Genomic DNA, 15790 nt, shown 5'->3' on the forward strand with positions numbered 1-15790 from the left:
GTGCGCCATGCGGTGAAGGCCCAGGCCATCGGCTGCGACGCGGTCAGCGTCGACGGCTTTGAATGCGGCGGCCATCCGGGCGAGGACGACGTGCCGAACTTCATCCTCCTGCCCCGGGCGGCCGAGGAGCTGGAGATCCCGTTCCTGGCCTCGGGCGGCATGGCCGATGGGCGATCCCTGGCCGCGGCGCTGTGCCTCGGCGCCGACGGGATCAATATGGGCACCCGCTTTATCGCCACCCAGGAAGCGCCGGTGCATCCCAATGTGAAGCAGGCCCTGGTGGACGCCAGCGAGCTCGACACCCGGCTGATCATGCGGCCCCTGCGCAACACCGAGCGGGTGCTGGTGAACGCCGGTGTGGAGCGCCTGCTGGCCAAAGAAAAGGAGATGGGCGCCGCCATCACCTTCGCCGACATCGCCCCGGAAGTGGCCGGCGTCTATCCGGCCATCATGCGCGACGGGAATATGGACGCCGGCGGCTGGTCCTGTGGCATGGTCGCGGGCCTGATCCACGACATCCCGACGGTGAAGGACCTGGTCGACAAGATCATGGCCGACGCCGAGGCCATCCTGCGCAAGCGCGTCGGCCAGTTCGAGCTGGCCTAATAAGCGTCCGGCGGCGGCGCGGGCGTCCGGGCCTCCCTGGCCAGCGACCGCGCCGCCGCCCCCACCCCCACCATGCGCCTAGCCCTGATCCTCGGCCAGGGTGTGGGCGACGATGGCGATGGCGTGGCCATGGCCCATGCCGTGCTCGGTCTTTAGCAGGGCGACCAGCTCCATGTGTTTGGCGGGATAGTTCTGGCGCACCAGGGCCTGCCATTCGGCGATCGGGCGGCCATAGGTCTTCTCGATGGAGGGAAAGTAGGACGCGGGTCCCTTGATCGGCTTGTCGGTCATGGCAGGGTCCTTCCGATGATCTTGCGGGCCTTGGCTATGCCCAAGGACGACCGTGGCGGCCTGCGCCCGACAACCGAAGGACACCGTCATGAGCCTGGACGCCAACAAGCAGACGGCGTGCGACTTCTACGACCTGATGTTCAACCAATGTCGGCCCCGCGAGGCGGTCGAGCTCTATGTCGGCGATCGCTACATCCAGCACAATCCGGTGGTCGCCGACGGCAAGGCGGGCTTCATCGCCTATTTCGAGCAGATGGCGGCGGAGTATCCCGGAAAGCAGGTCCATATCATCCGGGTGCTGGCCGAAGGCGACTTCGTCGTGCTGCATACCCGCCAGGAATGGCCGGGCGACCGCGACTGGGCCGGGATGGACATCTTCCGCTTCGAAGACGGCAAGATCGTCGAGCACTGGGACGTGCTCCAGCGCACGCCCGCCGAGGCGGCGAACGGCAACTCGATGTTCTGATCTTCGGCCAAAGGAGGCATGATGCCCGGCAACCGGACATTCAGCCGCCCAGCGAGCGCCCCATGACCGAGCACCGCATCTACAAGACCAGCTTCGCCAGCGTCTATCCGCTCTATGTGACCAAGGCCGAGCGCAAGGGCCGCCGCAAGGCCGAGGTCGATCAGATCATCCTCTGGCTCACCGGCTACAGCCCCGAGGGGCTCGCGGCCCGGCTGGCGGATCAGTCGGACTTCCGAACCTTCTTCGCCGAGGCCCCGGCGCTCAACCCGGCCCGGGACGGCATCAAGGGGGTGATCTGCGGCGTGCGCGTCGAGGAGATCGAAGATCCGCTGATGCGGGAGATCCGCTATCTGGACAAGCTCATCGACGAACTGGCCCGGGGCAAGGCCATGGCCAAGATCCTGCGGGGCTGAACCTCATGCTGACCGGATCATGCCACTGCGGCCAGAGCCATTGGACCCTGGAAGGGGACCCGGGCTCGATCACCGCCTGCAACTGCTCGCTATGCCGCCGCTATGGGACCCTCTGGGCCTATGACTACGAGAATGAGCGCATCGCCGTTCAGGGGCCGACCTCGTCCTACCGCCGCGCCACCAAGGACGACCCGTCCCTGGAGGTGCTGTTCTGTCCGACCTGCGCCTGCGTGCTGGCCTGGCGGGGTCTGCGCCCGCGGCCGGATGGCCGGCGGCGGATGGCGGTCAATCTGAGGCTGGCGCCGCCTGACGGGGTGGCGGACCTGCCCATCGACCATTTCGACGGCCTCGACACGTTCAAGGACCTGCCCTCCACCGGCCGCTGCGTCCGCGACCTCTGGGCCTGACGGCGGCGAAATGTTCTCTATTTGTGCTTGATGCACAGCTCAGCTTCGGTAGCATCGCGCCTCAACGCGCCTTGGCGCTAAACAGGCGGAGACCGCGCCATGAGGGCGGCTTGGATCGGGGTGCAGGGCGCCTCGCAGGAAGAGGTTCTGGGGGCGCTTGGGCTGGAGCCCGTACCCGATGCGCCGAGCGACTACATGTTTTCTGGCGACTTCGCCTGTCGGACATTTCCCGGGGGCTGGTTCGTCGTGACGAGCATACAGGGACTGGACTTGGCCGATGACCTCGCCACGGCCGCCGCTGTCACCGATCAGATGGCGGTCGGATGCGAGATGTCCACCATCGTCATGTATTCCGAGGCCCACGGATACCAGGGCGGCCAGCTCCAGTGGTCAGTGACGCACGATCCCGACGACGAGGCCCGCCCCCTGGCGGTGGAGGGATCGCCGCCGGCCATCCTCGCGGATCTCGAGGCCAAGGCGCTTAAGGCGCAGGCGGGCGAGGACGACGTCGATTACGTCTTCGAGGTCCCCATGCAGCTCGTCCGCCACTATACGGGCTTCGTCTATGACGATGAGGAGGCGCCGCTCGACTGGGTGCTCCTGCGCGCCGCAGCCGTGCAGCCTGCGCGGCCTGCGCGGCGCGAACGGCCCGCGAAACGCGAACGGCCTAATTCTGCCCTGTGGCGTTATCTGCTGCTCGCGATCTTAGCCGTCACCCTGCTCAGTTGGCTCTTGCAGACGCTGACTTAGCGACCCGTCTCACTTGCCCTCGGCGTCGACGACGATGGTCACCGTCTTGCCCCGGGACAGGGGCTCCCATCCGGCCCCGATGGCCGAGGCGATGGCCCGGGCCACCAGCTCGGTCCCGATCTGCGAGGGCTGGAGCTGGGGGGCGCCGTACTTGGGCTGGCGCCCGGGGGGAAACTCCACCACAGCCTCGCGCTGGCCCTCCTGGTGGCGGACGGCGATGGCCATGCCGCGCCATCCGGCCGTATCGCTGGACCACTGGGGCTGGCGCTGAATGCGCCAGACATAGGCCTCCCCGTCGACCACGATCGCAAATTCGGGGTTCTGCTTGTTGCGCGCCATGGGAGGCCCTTAGCCCGGCGAGGGCGTCCAAGCCAAGCCGCCACGTCCGATCGCGGTCGGCCTGTGCGCGCCTAATCCTCCAGCACCTTGGGCGGCCGGCGGGGCTCGGTCTTGACCCGGCGGTTGATCCAGCGGTCGAAGGGCGTCGCCCGATGGCCCCTGGCGTGGCGCAGATAGAGACGCGCCTCCTCGGAGGTGGGCCTGTCGGGAAGCCGTGGAAACAAGCGCATGAGTCGCTTCAAGCCCGTCCCCATGACCGACCTCTATCCTGTCCCGACCCTACGCCGAGCCTTCGCCATTTGCGCCATCCCGCGCCATGGCCGTCAAGGCGCGGCGCACGCCTCGCCCAAGGCGTGGGCATCGTCGCTCAAGTCGAGTCGTCACCCCCACGCGCCACTTGCAGGTAACACATGTCACCTAGGCTTTATCCGCACCGGGACTGTGATTCGCGGCGCTGGTGGGGTGTGACGTGTCCAAATCCGACGGGGGCCTGGCCCCGGAACGCATCCTGGAGCTGTCGGCGCGACTGTCCAAGGTGGCCGGCTCCAGCATCGGCGAGATCGCCTCGATCAACCGCGAAGCCAAGATGCTGGCGATCAACGCCATGATCACCGCCGCCCGCGCCGGCGAGGCCGGCAAGGCGTTCGCCGTCGTGGCCGAGGAGTTCAAGCGGATCTCGGCCGAGATCGACGAGGTCACCCACGCCCTGCAGAGCGAGGTTCACGCCGATCTGAACGAACTGAGCGATATCGGCGCGGCGATCCTCTCGCATCTGCGCGGCCAGCGCCTGGCGGACCTGGCGCTCAACGCCATCGAGATCATCGACCGCAACCTCTATGAGCGCACCTGCGACGTTCGCTGGTGGGCGACGGATTCCGCCGTCGTCGAGTGCGTCGCCAACGCGTCCGACGCCGCGGCCCAGTACGCCTCCGAGCGGCTGAAGGTCATCCTCGACGCCTATACCGTCTATCTCGATCTCTGGATCTGCGACGACCAGGGCCGCGTGATCGCCACCGGCCGGCCCGACCGCTATCCTGGCGTGCGCGGCGCCTCGGTGGCGTCCGCCTCGTGGTTTTCCCAAGCCAAGCGCACCGCCTCGGGCAATGACTTCGTCGCCTGTGATGTGGCCAAGGCGCCCCTGCTGAATGACGCCCCCGTGGCCACCTACGCCGCGGCCATCCGCGCCAATGGCGACGCCAACGGCAGGGTGCTGGGTGTGCTCGGCATCCATTTCGACTGGCGGCCCCAGGCCCATGCGGTGGTCGATGGGGTGCGTCTGACCGAGGAGGAACGCGCCCGTTCCCGCGTCCTGCTGCTGGACCATGCCGGCCGCGTGCTGGCCGCCTCCGATCGCCGCGGGGAGCTGGAAGAGACCTTCGCGCTGCCAGGCGATGCGGCGGGGATGGGCAGCTACGCCGCCGCCCAGGCCACCGTCGGCTACGCGCTCACCCCTGGCTACGAGACCTATCGCGGTCTCGGATGGTACGGCTGCATCGTCCAGGCCGAGCCGCAGCCCGCCGCCTCGGGCGCGGCCAAGGCCGCCTGAGATCAGCTTCGCAATCCCGCCATCAGCACGCTGATCAGCCGCCGCGCGCTGGCCTCCCAGTCGGGCTGGTCGTAGCCGAAGCTCATGCCGATGACGGCGCGATAGAGGTCCTGAGACCCGATGTCGGCGCGCACGGCGCGAGCATCGATGGCGGCCTCCAGCAGGCGGTTCATGGCCTCGGTCACCACCGCCCCGCCGCTGGCATAGGCCTCGGCGCCCTCGCCGGCTGAGGCCTGAAGGGCCGGGGCGATCACCCGCTTGGTGGCCATATAGTCCACCAGCAGATGCAGCCAGGCCTCCAGGGCTTCGCCGGCCGGGCGCTGCGCCAGCAGGCTCTCGGCCGAGGCCGCCAGCTGCTCCACCTCCCGCCGGTAGACTGCCGCCAGCAGGGCCTCGCGGCTGGGAAAGTGGCGATAGAGGGTGCCGATGCCCACGCCGGCGGCGCGCGCAATGTCCTCCAGGGGCATCTCGGCGCCGCTGGCGGCGAAGGCGGCCTTGGCCGCCGCCAGCAGCTGCTCGCGGTTGCGCTGGCTGTCGGCGCGGAGCTTCCGCGGCTTTTCCGGCGGCTCGCTCAATGGGGTCCCCTTGAAAACGGAGGAAGCCTCCGCATATTACCGGAGGTCGCCTCCGCTTAATATGGGCAGGCGGCCCCTGAACACGATCCCTCTCTAGCGGAGAATACGTCCATGAGCGGACAATTTGGAGCTGCCTCCACCACCGACGAGGTCCTGGCCAGCCTCGACCTGTCGGGCCAGCGGGTGCTGGTCACCGGCGCCTCGGCGGGCCTGGGCGTGGAGACCGCCCGCGCCCTGGCCGCCCGCGGCGCCCATGTGGTCGGCGCGGTACGAGACCTGGCCAAGGCCGAGCGCGCCACCGCGGAGGTTCGCACCCAGACGGCGAACGGCGGGGGCCTGGAGCTGGTGGAACTCGACCTCGCCAGCCTGGCCAGCGTACGGGCCTGCGCCGAAGCCCTGCTGGCCAAGGGCGAGACCTTCGACGTCATCATCGCCAACGCCGGCGTCATGGCCGCCCCCTTTGGTCACACGACCGATGGGTTCGAAACCCAGTTCGGGACCAATCACCTCGGCCACTTCGTGCTGATCAACCGGCTGGCGCCCTTGCTGAAGGCGGGCTCCCGGGTGGTGGCGCTCTCCTCGGCCGGCCACCGGTTCGCCAATGTCGATCTGGACGATCCGAACTTCGAGACCACGGAATACACCCCGTTTGGCGCCTATGGCCGCTCGAAGACGGCCAACGCCCTGTTCGCGGTGGAGTTCGACCGCCGCCACCGTGAGCGCGGGGTCCGCGCCACCGCCGTGCATCCCGGCGGCATCCAGACCGAGCTCTCGCGCCATATGAGCCAGGCCGATCTCGACGCCCTGATCGCCCAGTTGGAAGCGGCGGGTCCGGCGGGCTTCCAGATGAAGACCATCCCGCAGGGGGCGGCCACCTCGGTCTGGGCGGGCTTCGTCGCCCCAGCCGACGCCGTCGGCGGCCGCTATTGCGAGGACTGCCATGTGGCGCCGGTGAAGGAGGGTGACGTCTCCGTCCGCGACGGGGTTCGTCCCTATGCCATCGATCCCGCCAACGCCGCGGCCCTCTGGGCCAAGAGCGAGGAGATGGTCGGCGAGACCTTCTGACTTCTGTCGGCGGCGGTCCCGGGGTCCGCCGCCGGCTTCAGATCAAGCGATGGGGCGATCCCGGCGGGCCCGCCGCCGGCTTCAGATCAAGGCGATCGGGATAGCGAGCGTGATATTGATCAGCCCGGCCAGTAACAGACCCCGGAGCGCCAGGTAGCCCGCCGCACCCCAGCTGATCGCCAGTTTCTCCCGATACCAGGCCGTCTGGGCGGCCAGAAACCAGGCCAGCGCCATGACCATGGCGGTGACCGCCACCGGATGGGCGCCATGCGCGCGCTGGAGGAAGACGCCGGCGAGCGAGATCACGCCCGCTAGGGGCGCGGTCAGGTAGCACTGGGCGTAGAACGGCGCGCGGACGCTCTCACGACTCAGACGCTCCCCCCGGCGTCGGACCAGACTGACCGCGGCGGTCATGGGGATGAGACTGAACATCAGCGAGCGGAAGAGCACCAGGTTCTGAGGCGAGGCGGTGATCGTGTGCAACAGGGTGCTTTCGCTCGCGGGGAGCTGCTGGTGAAGCGCGACCCCCACCATATTTGTCAGCACGAGGGTCGCCAGCAGCACCAGGGGCGGGCTGATGGCGTCGTCATACCGCGCCTCGCCGTCCTGGCTTTGCTCGGCGTCGGAATAGTTCATGGTGCGCACCGGATGGCGCATGATCCGCCAAAGGGTGAGCGGGTAGAAGATCAGCCAGCTGACCGCCTCGAAGACAAAGTCCTCGAAGCTGCGCAGGATCTTGAGGAAGTCCACGGCCCGCGCCCGCGCCGGCCGCGGCTCAGTTCCGCGCCACGGTCAGGCGATAAGGGGCGGTTTCCCCGCGCCGGGCGCTCGCCCGCGGCTGGAACGGCGTCAGCACATAGGTCATGTCGCGCGGGGCGGTGAGGCTGGCCGCCTCGCCCTCGACCTCGCCGCGGAACAGGGCCGCGCCACTGTGATCGGCGGCGTCGCTGACGTTGAAATAGATGTTGCTGCTCGACGACTCCAGCTTGGCCGTCAGGGTCTGACCGGCCGCCACCGGCACGGCGTAGATCGGCGCCACGGCGCCGTCGGCCACCCCCTCCACCGTCATCTCGCCCACGGTGTCGAAGGTCAGGGTCTCGAGCCGGTCGCCCTCGTCCGTGACGAACTGTTCGGCGTTGGCCACGTCGACGGCCGGCAGCGTCGGGACGGGGGGCGTGGTCTCCGGTGCGGCGGCGGGCGCGGGCGGCGCCTCGGCGGCCGGCGGCTCGGCCCTGTCACGCTCGCGGTCCGAGCACCCAGCCAGCAGAGCCAGCGCCCCTGCGCCAATCGCCAGCCGGCGGACAATCGCGGAACTCGTCATGCCCGATCTCCCATGTTCAGAGGCCACTCAAGTCAGCATATGGCCCAGGCCGCGCCTTGGGGACTCGAAATCTCGGCCTATGGCGCCAAGCTCAGCGTGGCCAGGTCTCCGGGTCCATGGCCAGGACCTCGCCGGCGAAGTGCAGGCCGCCGCAGACCAGGACGTGGGGCGGTGGGCCGTCCAGCGCCAGGGCCGCCGCCAGGGCGGCGGTGACGTCCGCAGCCGTCTGCGCCTCCAGACCCGCGGCGCGCGCAGCCGCGGCGATCTCCTCGGCCGGGGCGGCGTTGGGGGAATCGAAGCTGGTGGCGACGACGCGGGGGGCGAGGTCTGCGAAGGGGGCGAAGAAGCCCTGCGCGTCCTTGCGGGCGAACATGGCGCTGACCAGCACCACCGGCCGCGGATCCCGGGCGGTCAGGCGCGCCACGGCCTGGGCCAGCGCCGCGCCGGCGTGGGGATTGTGGCCGCCGTCCAGCCAGAGATCGGCCCCGCGTTCCTGCGCCATCCTGCCAAGCGTCCCCTCCCGCAGGCGCTGGAAACGGGCGGGCCAGACCGTGGCGGCCAGACCCCGGGCCATGGCGTCCTCTTCGATGCGGGGATCATTCAGGGCCAGCAGGGCGGCGACCGCCAGGCCGGCATTGGCGAACTGGTGGGGGCCAAACAGGGCCGGCGGCGGCAGATCCAGCAGCCGCTCGGGCGTCTGCACCAGCAGGCGGCCGCCCGCCTCCCAGGCGTCGAAGTCCCGCCCCATCAGGGTGAGCGGGGCCGAAAGACTCCGGGCCTCGGCCTCGATGGCGGCCAGGGCCTCGTCCATCTGGCGGGCGACCACCACCGGCCGCCCGGCCTTGATGATCCCGGCCTTCTCCCAGGCGATCTTGGACAGCTCCGGCCCCAGCATCTCCAGATGGTCGTAGTCCACCGGCGTGATGACGCTGAGCGCCGGGGCTTCAAAGACGTTGGTGGCGTCGAACCGACCGCCCAGGCCCACCTCGATCAGGCAGAGATCGGCCGGCGTCTGGGCGAAGGCCTGCAGGGCCAGCACCGTGGTGATCTCGAAAAAGCTGATCGGCTCGCCGGCGTTGGCCGTCTCGATCTCGACGATCAGGGCTTCCAGCCGGTCATCGCCGATCAGTTCGCCGGCCACCCGGATGCGCTCGGCGAAGCGGACCAGATGCGGCGAGGTGAGGGCGTGGACCGACAAGCCAGCGGCCTCGGCCATGGCGCGCATATAGGCCACCGTCGAGCCCTTGCCGTTGGTGCCGGCCACATGGATCACAGGCGGAAGGCGACGTTCGGGGTGATCCAGGGCCGCCAGCAGGCGCTCGACCCGGCCGGTGGTCAGGTCAATCAGGCTGGGATGATTGGCGCGCAGGCGGGCGATGACCGCATCGGACGCCCGGATCGGATCATACATGGGCGAGCGCTCGCGCGGCGGGGCCTTGGGGGAGGATAGCTTTGGCGGGAGTCAGGCGGCTGTTGAGCGGGCGCGTCCCATCATCAGGGTGGTGAGGATCGAAGACAGCATGGCCGGCAGATCCGGGCGGCTGACCACCCGGTCGACCATGCCCCGCTCGGCCAGGAATTCCGAGCGCTGGAAGCCCGGCGGCAGGATCTCGCGAATGGTCTGCTCGATCACGCGGCGCCCGGAAAAGGCGATCATCGCATTGGGCTCGGCCAGGTGCACATCGCCCAGCATGGCGTAGGAGGCCGTCACCCCGCCCGAAGTGGGGTCGGTCAGCACGACGATATAGGGCAGGCCCGCGGCGCGTAGCTCGTTCACCGCCAGAGTGGTGCGGGCCATCTGCATCAGGGACAGCGTCCCCTCCTGCATCCGCGCCCCGCCCGAGGCGGTGAAGATCACGAACGGGCATTGCCGGGCGATGGCCTCATGGGCGGCCTTGATGAAGGTCTCGCCGGCCGCCATGCCCAGGGACCCGCCCATGAAGGCGAAGTCCTGCACGACGACGACCGTCTCCAGGCCGCCGATCCTGCCGACGCCGATGGCCATGGCGTCCTGCTCGCCGGTGGCCTTGCGGGCCGCCTTCAGGCGCTCGCCATAGGGCCGGTCGTCGGGGAATTTCAGCGGGTCTTCGACCACCTGCGGGGTGGAGATCTTTTCGAACACGCCATCATCGAAGGTGATGGTCAGCCGGTCCTTGGCGCCGATGCGCATATGGTGGCCCGAGGGGGTCACCCACAGGGCGGCCTCCAGGTCCGGGCGATAGATCATCTCGCCGCTGTCGGGGCATTTGACCCACAGGTTCTCCGGCGTCTCGCGCTTGACGAAGGCGTTGCGGATGCCGGGCGCAATCCGCGACAGCCAGCCGCCCTGGGTCCCCTGGGGACGGGCCGGCGGGCGGGCGGGTTTTTCGGTCTTCGGGTCTGCCATGTTTTCGATCTAGGCGGGGAGGGAGGTTCTGGCCCGGCGCACAGCCTCGGCCAGGGCTCGGACTTTGGAAAGAACCCGCTCGGTCACGTCTTCGTTCATCGCCAACGCGTCGGCCACCTCGTCCACCAGGGCCGAGCCGACCACCGCAGCGTCGGCCACCTGGGCGATGGCGCCAGCGCGCTCCGGCGTGCGGATGCCGAATCCCACAGCCACCGGCAGGCCCGAGGCGGCGCGGATGCGGGCCACGGCGGGGCGCACGGCCTCGGCGTCGGCCTCCTTGGCGCCGGTCACCCCGGTCACCGAGACGTAATAGACAAAGCCCGAGGTCCGCCGCAGCACCACCGGCAGACGCTTATCGTCGGTGGTCGGCGTGGCCAGGCGGATCAGGGAGATATCGGCCGCGTCCAGGGCGTCGGCCAGGGGATCGGCCTCCTCCGGCGGGCAGTCGACGATGATCAGGCCGTCGATCCCGGCCTTGGCGGCGGCCTGGGCGAAGGCTTCGAAGCCCCAGGTCACCAGCGGGTTCAGATAGCCCATCATGATCAGCGGCGTGGTGTCGTCGCCCTGGCGGAACTCGGCGGCCAGATCGAGCACGCCCTTCAGGGTCATGCCATCCTTCAGGGCGCGCTGGGCGGCCTTCTGGATCGGCGGCCCCTCGGCCATGGGGTCGGAGAAGGGAAAGCCCAGCTCGATCAGATCGGCGCCGGCGGCGGGCAGGCCCTGCAGGATCTTCAGCGCCGTGGCGCGGTCGGGATCGCCGGCCATCACATAGGCGACGAAGGCGGCCCGATCCTGGGCCTTCAGGGCGGCGAACCGCGCCTCGATACGGGATTTCGTCAAATCGTGCGTCCCAGGTGGTCGGCCACTGTGGCCACGTCCTTGTCGCCGCGGCCCGACAGATTCATCACCACAATCCCGCCCTTGCCGACCTTGCGGGCGATGTCGGGCAGGCGGGCGATGGCATGCGAGGATTCCAGGGCCGGGATGATGCCCTCGAGCTCGGCGCAGAGCTTGAAGGCGTCCAGGGCCTCGATATCGGTGGCGGTCAGATACTGCGCCCGGCCCACATCGTGCAGCCAGGAATGCTCGGGCCCGATGCCGGGATAGTCGAGGCCGGCCGAGATGGAGTGGGCCTCGGTGATCTGGCCTTCGGCGTCCTGCAGCAGGTAGGTCTTGTTGCCATGCAGAACGCCGGGACGGCCGCCATTGATGGCCGCGGCGTGGCGATCTGTGCCCATGCCGTCGCCGGCCGCCTCGACCCCGATGATCCGCACCTGCTCGTCGTTCAGGAAGGGGTGGAAGGTGCCGATGGCGTTGGAGCCGCCGCCGACGCAGGCGACCACGGCGTCGGGCAGGCGGCCTTCGGCCTCCAGGATCTGCTCGCGGATCTCGCGGCCCATGATCGCCTGGAAGTCGCGGACCATCATCGGATAGGGGTGCGGACCGGCCGCCGAGCCGATCAGGTAATAGGTGTCCTCCACGTTCGTGACCCAGTCGCGCAGGGCCTCGTTCATGGCGTCCTTCAGCGTCGAGGCGCCGCTGGTCACCGGGGTGACCTCGGCGCCCAGCAGGTTCATGCGGAACACATTGGGCTTCTGCCGCTCCACATCGACGGCGCCCATATAGACCACGCACGGCAGGCCGAACCGGGCGCAGACGGTGGCCGTGGCCACCCCATGCTGGCCCGCGCCGGTCTCGGCGATGATCCGGGTCTTGCCCATCTTCCGGGCCAGCAGGATCTGGCCGATGCAGTTGTTGATCTTGTGCGCGCCGGTGTGGTTCAGGTCCTCGCGCTTGAAATAGATCTTCGCGCCGCCGAAATGCTCGGTCAGGCGCTCGGCGAAATAGAGCGGCGAGGGGCGGCCCACATAGTGGGTCAGCAGGTCGGCCATCTCGGCCTGGAATTCCGCGTCCTCGCGGGTCGCCAGATAGGCGGCCTCCAGGTCCAGGACCAGCGGCATCAGCGTCTCGGCCACATAGCGACCGCCGAACTGGCCGAAGCGCCCCTGGGCGTCCGGATAGGCGGCGAAGTCGTTGGGCGTGGCGGGCGGGGTGGGGGCGTTCACAGGTCGGCGCGTCCTTGCAAAATGCTCGTCATGCGCGGCGCACGGCGTCCAGGAACGCCGTGATCAAGGCCGGGTCCTTTAGTCCGGGACCGCGTTCCACGCCAGAAGAAACGTCCACCGCCGGCGCGCCGGAGAGCGCGATGGCCTCGGCCACATTCCACGGATCGAGGCCGCCGGCGAGGAACCAGGGCCGGGCGAAACGGCGGCCGATCATCAGGCTCCAGTCGAAACGCGCGCCGGTTCCACCGGGGAGCACGGCGTCCTGCGGCGGCTTGGCGTCGAACATCAGGTGGTCGGCCGCGCCCTCATAGCGGACGGCGACGTCCAGGTCGGACGAGGTGGAGATCGACATGGCCTTGATGGTCCTGGCGCCGGTGCGCACGCCTACGGCCCGCACCCGTTCGGCGGGCTCCTTGCCGTGCAGCTGGATGAGGTCGGGATTGAGCCCCGCCTCGATCCGGTCGAGCAGGGCGTCGGAGGGATCGACGGTCACCGCCACGATCTGGGCCCGGCCCCGCGCCGGCTCGGCCAGGCGGGCGGCGTCGTGCAGATCGATGTTGCGCGGGCTTTTGTCGAAGAAGACGAAGCCCAGATAGGCCGCCCCGCCGTCCAGGGCGGCGCTGATCGCCTGCGGCGTCGACAGGCCGCAGATCTTGGTCGCGATACGGGGAGGGCTCATGGTCCCGTGGATTAGGGGATGGCGGGGCCTTAGGGCAAGCGGCCTTGCGCCTCAGGCCTTGGGCGGGGCGCCGTCCTGGAGGCCGTTCTGGACCTTGAGCTGGTCGCGGATCTCCATCAGCAGCGTCTCGGTGGCGCTCGGGGCCGGCTTGGCCTCGGGGGGCTGTTCGGCATCCTTACGGCGCATGGCGTTGACCAGCTTGACCAGCATGAAGACGGCCCAGGCGACGATCACGAACTGGATGAGCGTATTGATGAAGGCGCCATACATGATGGCCACCTGCTCCACCGCCTCGGTGGTGGGGTCTTCCGGCCGCAGCACCCATTTGAGCCGCGAGAAGTCGATGCCGCCGGTCAGCAGGCCGATGGGCGGCATGATGATCTGATCGACCAGGCTTTTGACGATGGCGTTGAACGAGGCGCCGATGATCACGCCGACGGCCAGGTCGATGACGTTGCCGCGGGAAATGAACTCACGGAATTCGGAGACGATACTCAAGCCGGGACTCCTCCGGGCAGGCTAGGACAACAAGATGGGCCGCCGCGGGCGACCGCAGCCTCAATCAGCGTTCAACCGCTCGCGCAGTTCCTTGCCGCTCTTGAAGAAGGGCACATGCTTGGCGCGGACGTCCACCGGCTCGCCGGTGCGCGGATTACGGCCCGAGCGGGCGTCGCGGGCGCGCACCGAAAGGGCGCCGAAGCCGCGAAGCTCGACACGGCCGCCCTCTTCCAGGGCGACAATCATCCGCTCCAGGATCACGCCCACCACGCGCTCGATGTCGCGCTGCGTGAGATGGGGGTTTTCTTCGGCCAGACGGGCGATCAGTTCAGATTTGATCATAGGTCTTTCGCTCTTTCGGCGGCCGCGACCATGGGCGAGTCCCTGGGGATGATCAAGGCTCGATCCGGCCAAGCTCAACCGTCGGCGGAGGATCGACCAAGAAAAAGGCCCCGCCCGGAAAACCGGACGAGGCCTCATTCAGCTTACGAGAGGCTAAAGGACTCTTAGTCCTTGCCGCCCTTTTCGCGCAGGGCCGCACCCAGGATGTCGCCCAGGGAGGCGCCGGAGTCCGACGAGCCGAACTGCTCGATGGCTTCCTTTTCCTCGGCCATTTCCAAGGCCTTGATCGACAGGGACAGGCGACGGGCCGCCTTGTCGACATTGGCCACCTGAGCATCGACGCGGTCGCCCACGGCGAAGCGCTCGGGGCGCTGGTCGGCGCGGTCGCGCGACAGGTCCGACTTGCGGATGAAGGCCGTCATCGGGGCTTCTTCATCGCCCAGACGCACTTCGATGCCGCCGGTGGTGACCTCGGTGACCGTGACGGTCACGGTCTGGCCCTTGCGGTAGGAATCGCCAGCCATCGGGTCGCCGGCCAGTTGCTTGATGCCGAGCGAGATACGCTCCTTCTCGACGTCGACGTCCAGGACCTGAGCCTTGACCATCTCGCCCTTCTGGTAGCGCGTGATGACTTCCTCGCCGGGCGCGGTCCAGTCCAGATCGGACAGGTGGACCATGCCGTCGATGTCGTTTTCCAGGCCGATGAACAGACCAAACTCGGTGGCGTTCTTGACCTCGCCCTCGACGGTCGAACCGACCGGGTGGGTTTCCAGGAAGGCGTCCCAGGGATTGGCCATGGCCTGCTTGAGGCCCAGCGACACCCGACGCTTGGACGGATCGACGTCCAGGACGACGACTTCGACTTCCTGGCTGGTGGAGACGATCTTGCCCGGATGGACGTTCTTCTTGGTCCAGGACATTTCCGAAACGTGGACCAGACCCTCGACGCCGGCTTCCAGCTCCACGAAGGCGCCGTAGTCGGTGATGTTGGTGATCCGGCCGGTGAACTTGGCGCCGACGGGATACTTGGCTTCCACGCCGTCCCAGGGGTCGGACTGGAGCTGCTTCATGCCGAGCGAGATGCGCTGGGTGTCGGGGTTGATCTTGACGATCTGCACCTTGACCGTGTCGCCCACCGCCAGCACCTGGCTCGGATGGTTGACGCGCTTCCAGCTCATGTCGGTGACGTGCAACAGGCCGTCGATGCCGCCCAGGTCCACGAACGCGCCGTAGTCGGTGATGTTCTTGACCACGCCTTCGCGGACTTCGCCTTCCTGCAGCTGGGCCACCAGCTCGGTGCGCTGTTCGGCGCGGGCTTCTTCCAGGATGGCGCGACGCGAGACGACGATATTGCCGCGGGGACGGTCCATCTTGAGGATGGCGAAGGGCTGTTCCTTGCCCATCTGCGGGCCGACATCGCGCACGGGGCGGATATCGACCTGGCTGCCCGGCAGGAAGGCCGAGGCGCCGCCGAGATCGACGGTGAAGCCGCCCTTCACGCGGCCGACGATGGCGCCCATGACCGGCTCGTTCAGGGCGTAGACGCCCTCCAGACGGGTCCAGGCTTCTTCGCGGCGGGCCTTGTCGCGGCTGATGACCGCCTCGCCCATGGCGTTTTCGACGCGCTCGAGGAAGACCTCGACGGTGTCGCCGACCTTCAGGGTCAGGGTGCCGTCGTCCTGGGTGAACTCCTTCATCAGGACCCGGCCCTCGGTCTTGAGGCCCACATCGATGATGGCGAAGTCCTTTTCGACGCCCACCACCTGGCCCTTGACCACGGTGCCTTCCATGAAGTCACGGCCGCCGAGCGACTCGTCGAGGAGGGCGGCGAAGTCGTCGCGGGAGGGGGAGAGGCTCATATCGTCAGCCATAGTGTTCTTTCGTTCGAATTGACCTCAGGGCCCTGGCCGCGCACGGTCTCAGGGACGGAGTCCTGACGTCAGGTTAGGGGTTGCAACCGAAAACGTGAGGCTAGGCCCCACGAGATGAAATCGCCCGCAGCCGTACGAGGAAAAGGCGCGGTTGGATTTGCTCGGCCAG

21 protein-coding genes are annotated in these 15790 nt (G+C 68.5%); 7 read left to right on the forward strand and 14 right to left on the reverse strand.

The features are described 5' to 3' along the window. On the forward strand, positions 1-606 hold a 606-nt coding region (locus Q8L83_RS00025; protein ID WP_305284055.1), incomplete at its 5' end, for a nitronate monooxygenase family protein. Positions 607-684: 78 nt separating this feature from the next. Here the strand turns inward: Q8L83_RS00025 and Q8L83_RS00030 are convergent. Further along, positions 685-897 carry a DUF4287 domain-containing protein gene (locus Q8L83_RS00030; RefSeq protein WP_305284057.1) on the reverse strand — a complete coding sequence of 71 codons (213 nt, stop codon included), beginning with the start codon at positions 895-897 and terminating at the stop codon, positions 685-687. 88 nt (positions 898-985) lie between these two features. Between Q8L83_RS00030 and Q8L83_RS00035 the strand changes: the two genes are divergently transcribed. The 4 genes from Q8L83_RS00035 (at position 986) to Q8L83_RS00050 (ending at position 2933) form a co-directional block, all read left to right on the forward strand. Next, complete coding sequence (locus Q8L83_RS00035; RefSeq protein ID WP_305284058.1) at positions 986-1363, forward strand: nuclear transport factor 2 family protein; 378 nt, start codon at positions 986-988, stop codon at positions 1361-1363. Positions 1364-1425: 62 nt separating this feature from the next. Further along, positions 1426-1776 (forward strand): DUF2200 domain-containing protein, encoded by a 351-nt coding sequence (locus Q8L83_RS00040; RefSeq protein ID WP_305284059.1) that lies wholly within the window; start codon positions 1426-1428, stop codon positions 1774-1776. Between the two features lie 5 nt (positions 1777-1781). Further along, entirely contained in the window at positions 1782-2183 is a 402-nt protein-coding gene (locus Q8L83_RS00045; RefSeq protein WP_305284060.1) for a GFA family protein, read from the forward strand. Between the two features lie 99 nt (positions 2184-2282). Next, the gene (locus tag Q8L83_RS00050; protein WP_305284061.1) at positions 2283-2933 is read left to right on the forward strand and encodes a hypothetical protein; all 651 of its coding nucleotides are present in this window, start codon (positions 2283-2285) and stop codon (positions 2931-2933) included. Between the two features lie 9 nt (positions 2934-2942). Here Q8L83_RS00050 and Q8L83_RS00055 read toward each other — a convergent pair whose 3' ends face one another. Both Q8L83_RS00055 and Q8L83_RS00060 read right to left on the reverse strand, forming a co-directional pair. After that, the gene (locus Q8L83_RS00055; protein WP_305284062.1) at positions 2943-3272 is read right to left on the reverse strand and encodes a hypothetical protein; all 330 of its coding nucleotides are present in this window, start codon (positions 3270-3272) and stop codon (positions 2943-2945) included. A gap of 71 nt (positions 3273-3343) precedes the next feature. After that, positions 3344-3502 (reverse strand): hypothetical protein, encoded by a 159-nt coding sequence (locus Q8L83_RS00060; protein WP_305284063.1) that lies wholly within the window; start codon positions 3500-3502, stop codon positions 3344-3346. Between the two features lie 239 nt (positions 3503-3741). Here Q8L83_RS00060 and Q8L83_RS00065 point away from each other — a divergent pair, with 239 nt between their 5' ends. Beyond that, a complete protein-coding gene (locus Q8L83_RS00065; RefSeq protein WP_305284064.1) occupies positions 3742-4818 on the forward strand; it encodes a methyl-accepting chemotaxis protein in 1077 nt (358 codons plus the stop codon). Positions 4819-4820: 2 nt separating this feature from the next. Here Q8L83_RS00065 and Q8L83_RS00070 read toward each other — a convergent pair whose 3' ends face one another. After that, on the reverse strand, positions 4821-5393 hold the full coding sequence (locus Q8L83_RS00070; protein WP_305284065.1) for a TetR/AcrR family transcriptional regulator: 573 nt from the start codon (positions 5391-5393) through the stop codon (positions 4821-4823). 111 nt (positions 5394-5504) lie between these two features. Here Q8L83_RS00070 and Q8L83_RS00075 point away from each other — a divergent pair, with 111 nt between their 5' ends. Next, entirely contained in the window at positions 5505-6458 is a 954-nt protein-coding gene (locus Q8L83_RS00075; RefSeq protein ID WP_305284066.1) for an SDR family NAD(P)-dependent oxidoreductase, read from the forward strand. A gap of 81 nt (positions 6459-6539) precedes the next feature. Here Q8L83_RS00075 and Q8L83_RS00080 read toward each other — a convergent pair whose 3' ends face one another. The 10 genes from Q8L83_RS00080 to rpsA form a co-directional block, all read right to left on the reverse strand. Then, positions 6540-7208 (reverse strand): hypothetical protein, encoded by a 669-nt coding sequence (locus Q8L83_RS00080; RefSeq protein WP_305284067.1) that lies wholly within the window; start codon positions 7206-7208, stop codon positions 6540-6542. Positions 7209-7233: 25 nt separating this feature from the next. After that, positions 7234-7779 carry a hypothetical protein gene (locus Q8L83_RS00085; protein ID WP_305284068.1) on the reverse strand — a complete coding sequence of 182 codons (546 nt, stop codon included), beginning with the start codon at positions 7777-7779 and terminating at the stop codon, positions 7234-7236. Between the two features lie 91 nt (positions 7780-7870). Further along, positions 7871-9190: a folylpolyglutamate synthase/dihydrofolate synthase family protein gene (locus Q8L83_RS00090; protein WP_305284069.1), complete on the reverse strand. Its 1320-nt coding sequence runs from the start codon at positions 9188-9190 to the stop codon at positions 7871-7873. Positions 9191-9241: 51 nt separating this feature from the next. Continuing rightward, complete coding sequence (gene accD, locus Q8L83_RS00095) at positions 9242-10165, reverse strand: acetyl-CoA carboxylase, carboxyltransferase subunit beta (protein WP_305284070.1); 924 nt, start codon at positions 10163-10165, stop codon at positions 9242-9244. A 9-nt stretch (positions 10166-10174) separates the two neighbouring features. Then, positions 10175-11005: a tryptophan synthase subunit alpha gene (trpA, locus tag Q8L83_RS00100; RefSeq protein ID WP_305284071.1), complete on the reverse strand. Its 831-nt coding sequence runs from the start codon at positions 11003-11005 to the stop codon at positions 10175-10177. Beyond that, positions 11002-12231: a tryptophan synthase subunit beta gene (gene trpB, locus Q8L83_RS00105; protein WP_305284072.1), complete on the reverse strand. Its 1230-nt coding sequence runs from the start codon at positions 12229-12231 to the stop codon at positions 11002-11004. The genes trpA and trpB overlap by 4 nt, the downstream gene beginning before the upstream one ends. 28 nt (positions 12232-12259) lie before the next feature. Continuing rightward, positions 12260-12910 carry a phosphoribosylanthranilate isomerase gene (locus tag Q8L83_RS00110; protein WP_305284073.1) on the reverse strand — a complete coding sequence of 217 codons (651 nt, stop codon included), beginning with the start codon at positions 12908-12910 and terminating at the stop codon, positions 12260-12262. 51 nt (positions 12911-12961) lie between these two features. Then, entirely contained in the window at positions 12962-13408 is a 447-nt protein-coding gene (gene mscL, locus Q8L83_RS00115; protein ID WP_305284074.1) for a large-conductance mechanosensitive channel protein MscL, read from the reverse strand. A 60-nt stretch (positions 13409-13468) separates the two neighbouring features. Beyond that, on the reverse strand, positions 13469-13750 hold the full coding sequence (locus Q8L83_RS00120; protein WP_293411484.1) for an integration host factor subunit beta: 282 nt from the start codon (positions 13748-13750) through the stop codon (positions 13469-13471). 164 nt (positions 13751-13914) lie between these two features. Next, positions 13915-15621: a 30S ribosomal protein S1 gene (gene rpsA / locus Q8L83_RS00125; protein ID WP_305284075.1), complete on the reverse strand. Its 1707-nt coding sequence runs from the start codon at positions 15619-15621 to the stop codon at positions 13915-13917. Positions 15622-15790: the final 169 nt, after the last annotated feature.

Origin of the sequence: Phenylobacterium sp., from assembly GCF_030680185.1 — a bacterium.
Lineage (GTDB): Bacteria > Pseudomonadota > Alphaproteobacteria > Caulobacterales > Caulobacteraceae > Phenylobacterium.

Coding starts and splice junctions, on each gene's coding strand:
- Q8L83_RS00030 (WP_305284057.1), bottom strand. CDS start 897: ATGACCGACAAGCCGATCAAGGGACCCGCGTCCTACTTTCCCTCCATC.
- Q8L83_RS00035 (WP_305284058.1), top strand. CDS start 986: ATGAGCCTGGACGCCAACAAGCAGACGGCGTGCGACTTCTACGACCTG.
- Q8L83_RS00040 (WP_305284059.1), top strand. CDS start 1,426: ATGACCGAGCACCGCATCTACAAGACCAGCTTCGCCAGCGTCTATCCG.
- Q8L83_RS00045 (WP_305284060.1), top strand. CDS start 1,782: ATGCTGACCGGATCATGCCACTGCGGCCAGAGCCATTGGACCCTGGAA.
- Q8L83_RS00050 (WP_305284061.1), top strand. CDS start 2,283: ATGAGGGCGGCTTGGATCGGGGTGCAGGGCGCCTCGCAGGAAGAGGTT.
- Q8L83_RS00055 (WP_305284062.1), bottom strand. CDS start 3,272: ATGGCGCGCAACAAGCAGAACCCCGAATTTGCGATCGTGGTCGACGGG.
- Q8L83_RS00060 (WP_305284063.1), bottom strand. CDS start 3,502: ATGCGCTTGTTTCCACGGCTTCCCGACAGGCCCACCTCCGAGGAGGCG.
- Q8L83_RS00075 (WP_305284066.1), top strand. CDS start 5,505: ATGAGCGGACAATTTGGAGCTGCCTCCACCACCGACGAGGTCCTGGCC.
- Q8L83_RS00085 (WP_305284068.1), bottom strand. CDS start 7,779: ATGACGAGTTCCGCGATTGTCCGCCGGCTGGCGATTGGCGCAGGGGCG.
- Q8L83_RS00090 (WP_305284069.1), bottom strand. CDS start 9,190: ATGTATGATCCGATCCGGGCGTCCGATGCGGTCATCGCCCGCCTGCGC.
- accD (WP_305284070.1), bottom strand. CDS start 10,165: ATGGCAGACCCGAAGACCGAAAAACCCGCCCGCCCGCCGGCCCGTCCC.
- Q8L83_RS00110 (WP_305284073.1), bottom strand. CDS start 12,910: ATGAGCCCTCCCCGTATCGCGACCAAGATCTGCGGCCTGTCGACGCCG.
- Q8L83_RS00120 (WP_293411484.1), bottom strand. CDS start 13,750: ATGATCAAATCTGAACTGATCGCCCGTCTGGCCGAAGAAAACCCCCAT.
- rpsA (WP_305284075.1), bottom strand. CDS start 15,621: ATGGCTGACGATATGAGCCTCTCCCCCTCCCGCGACGACTTCGCCGCC.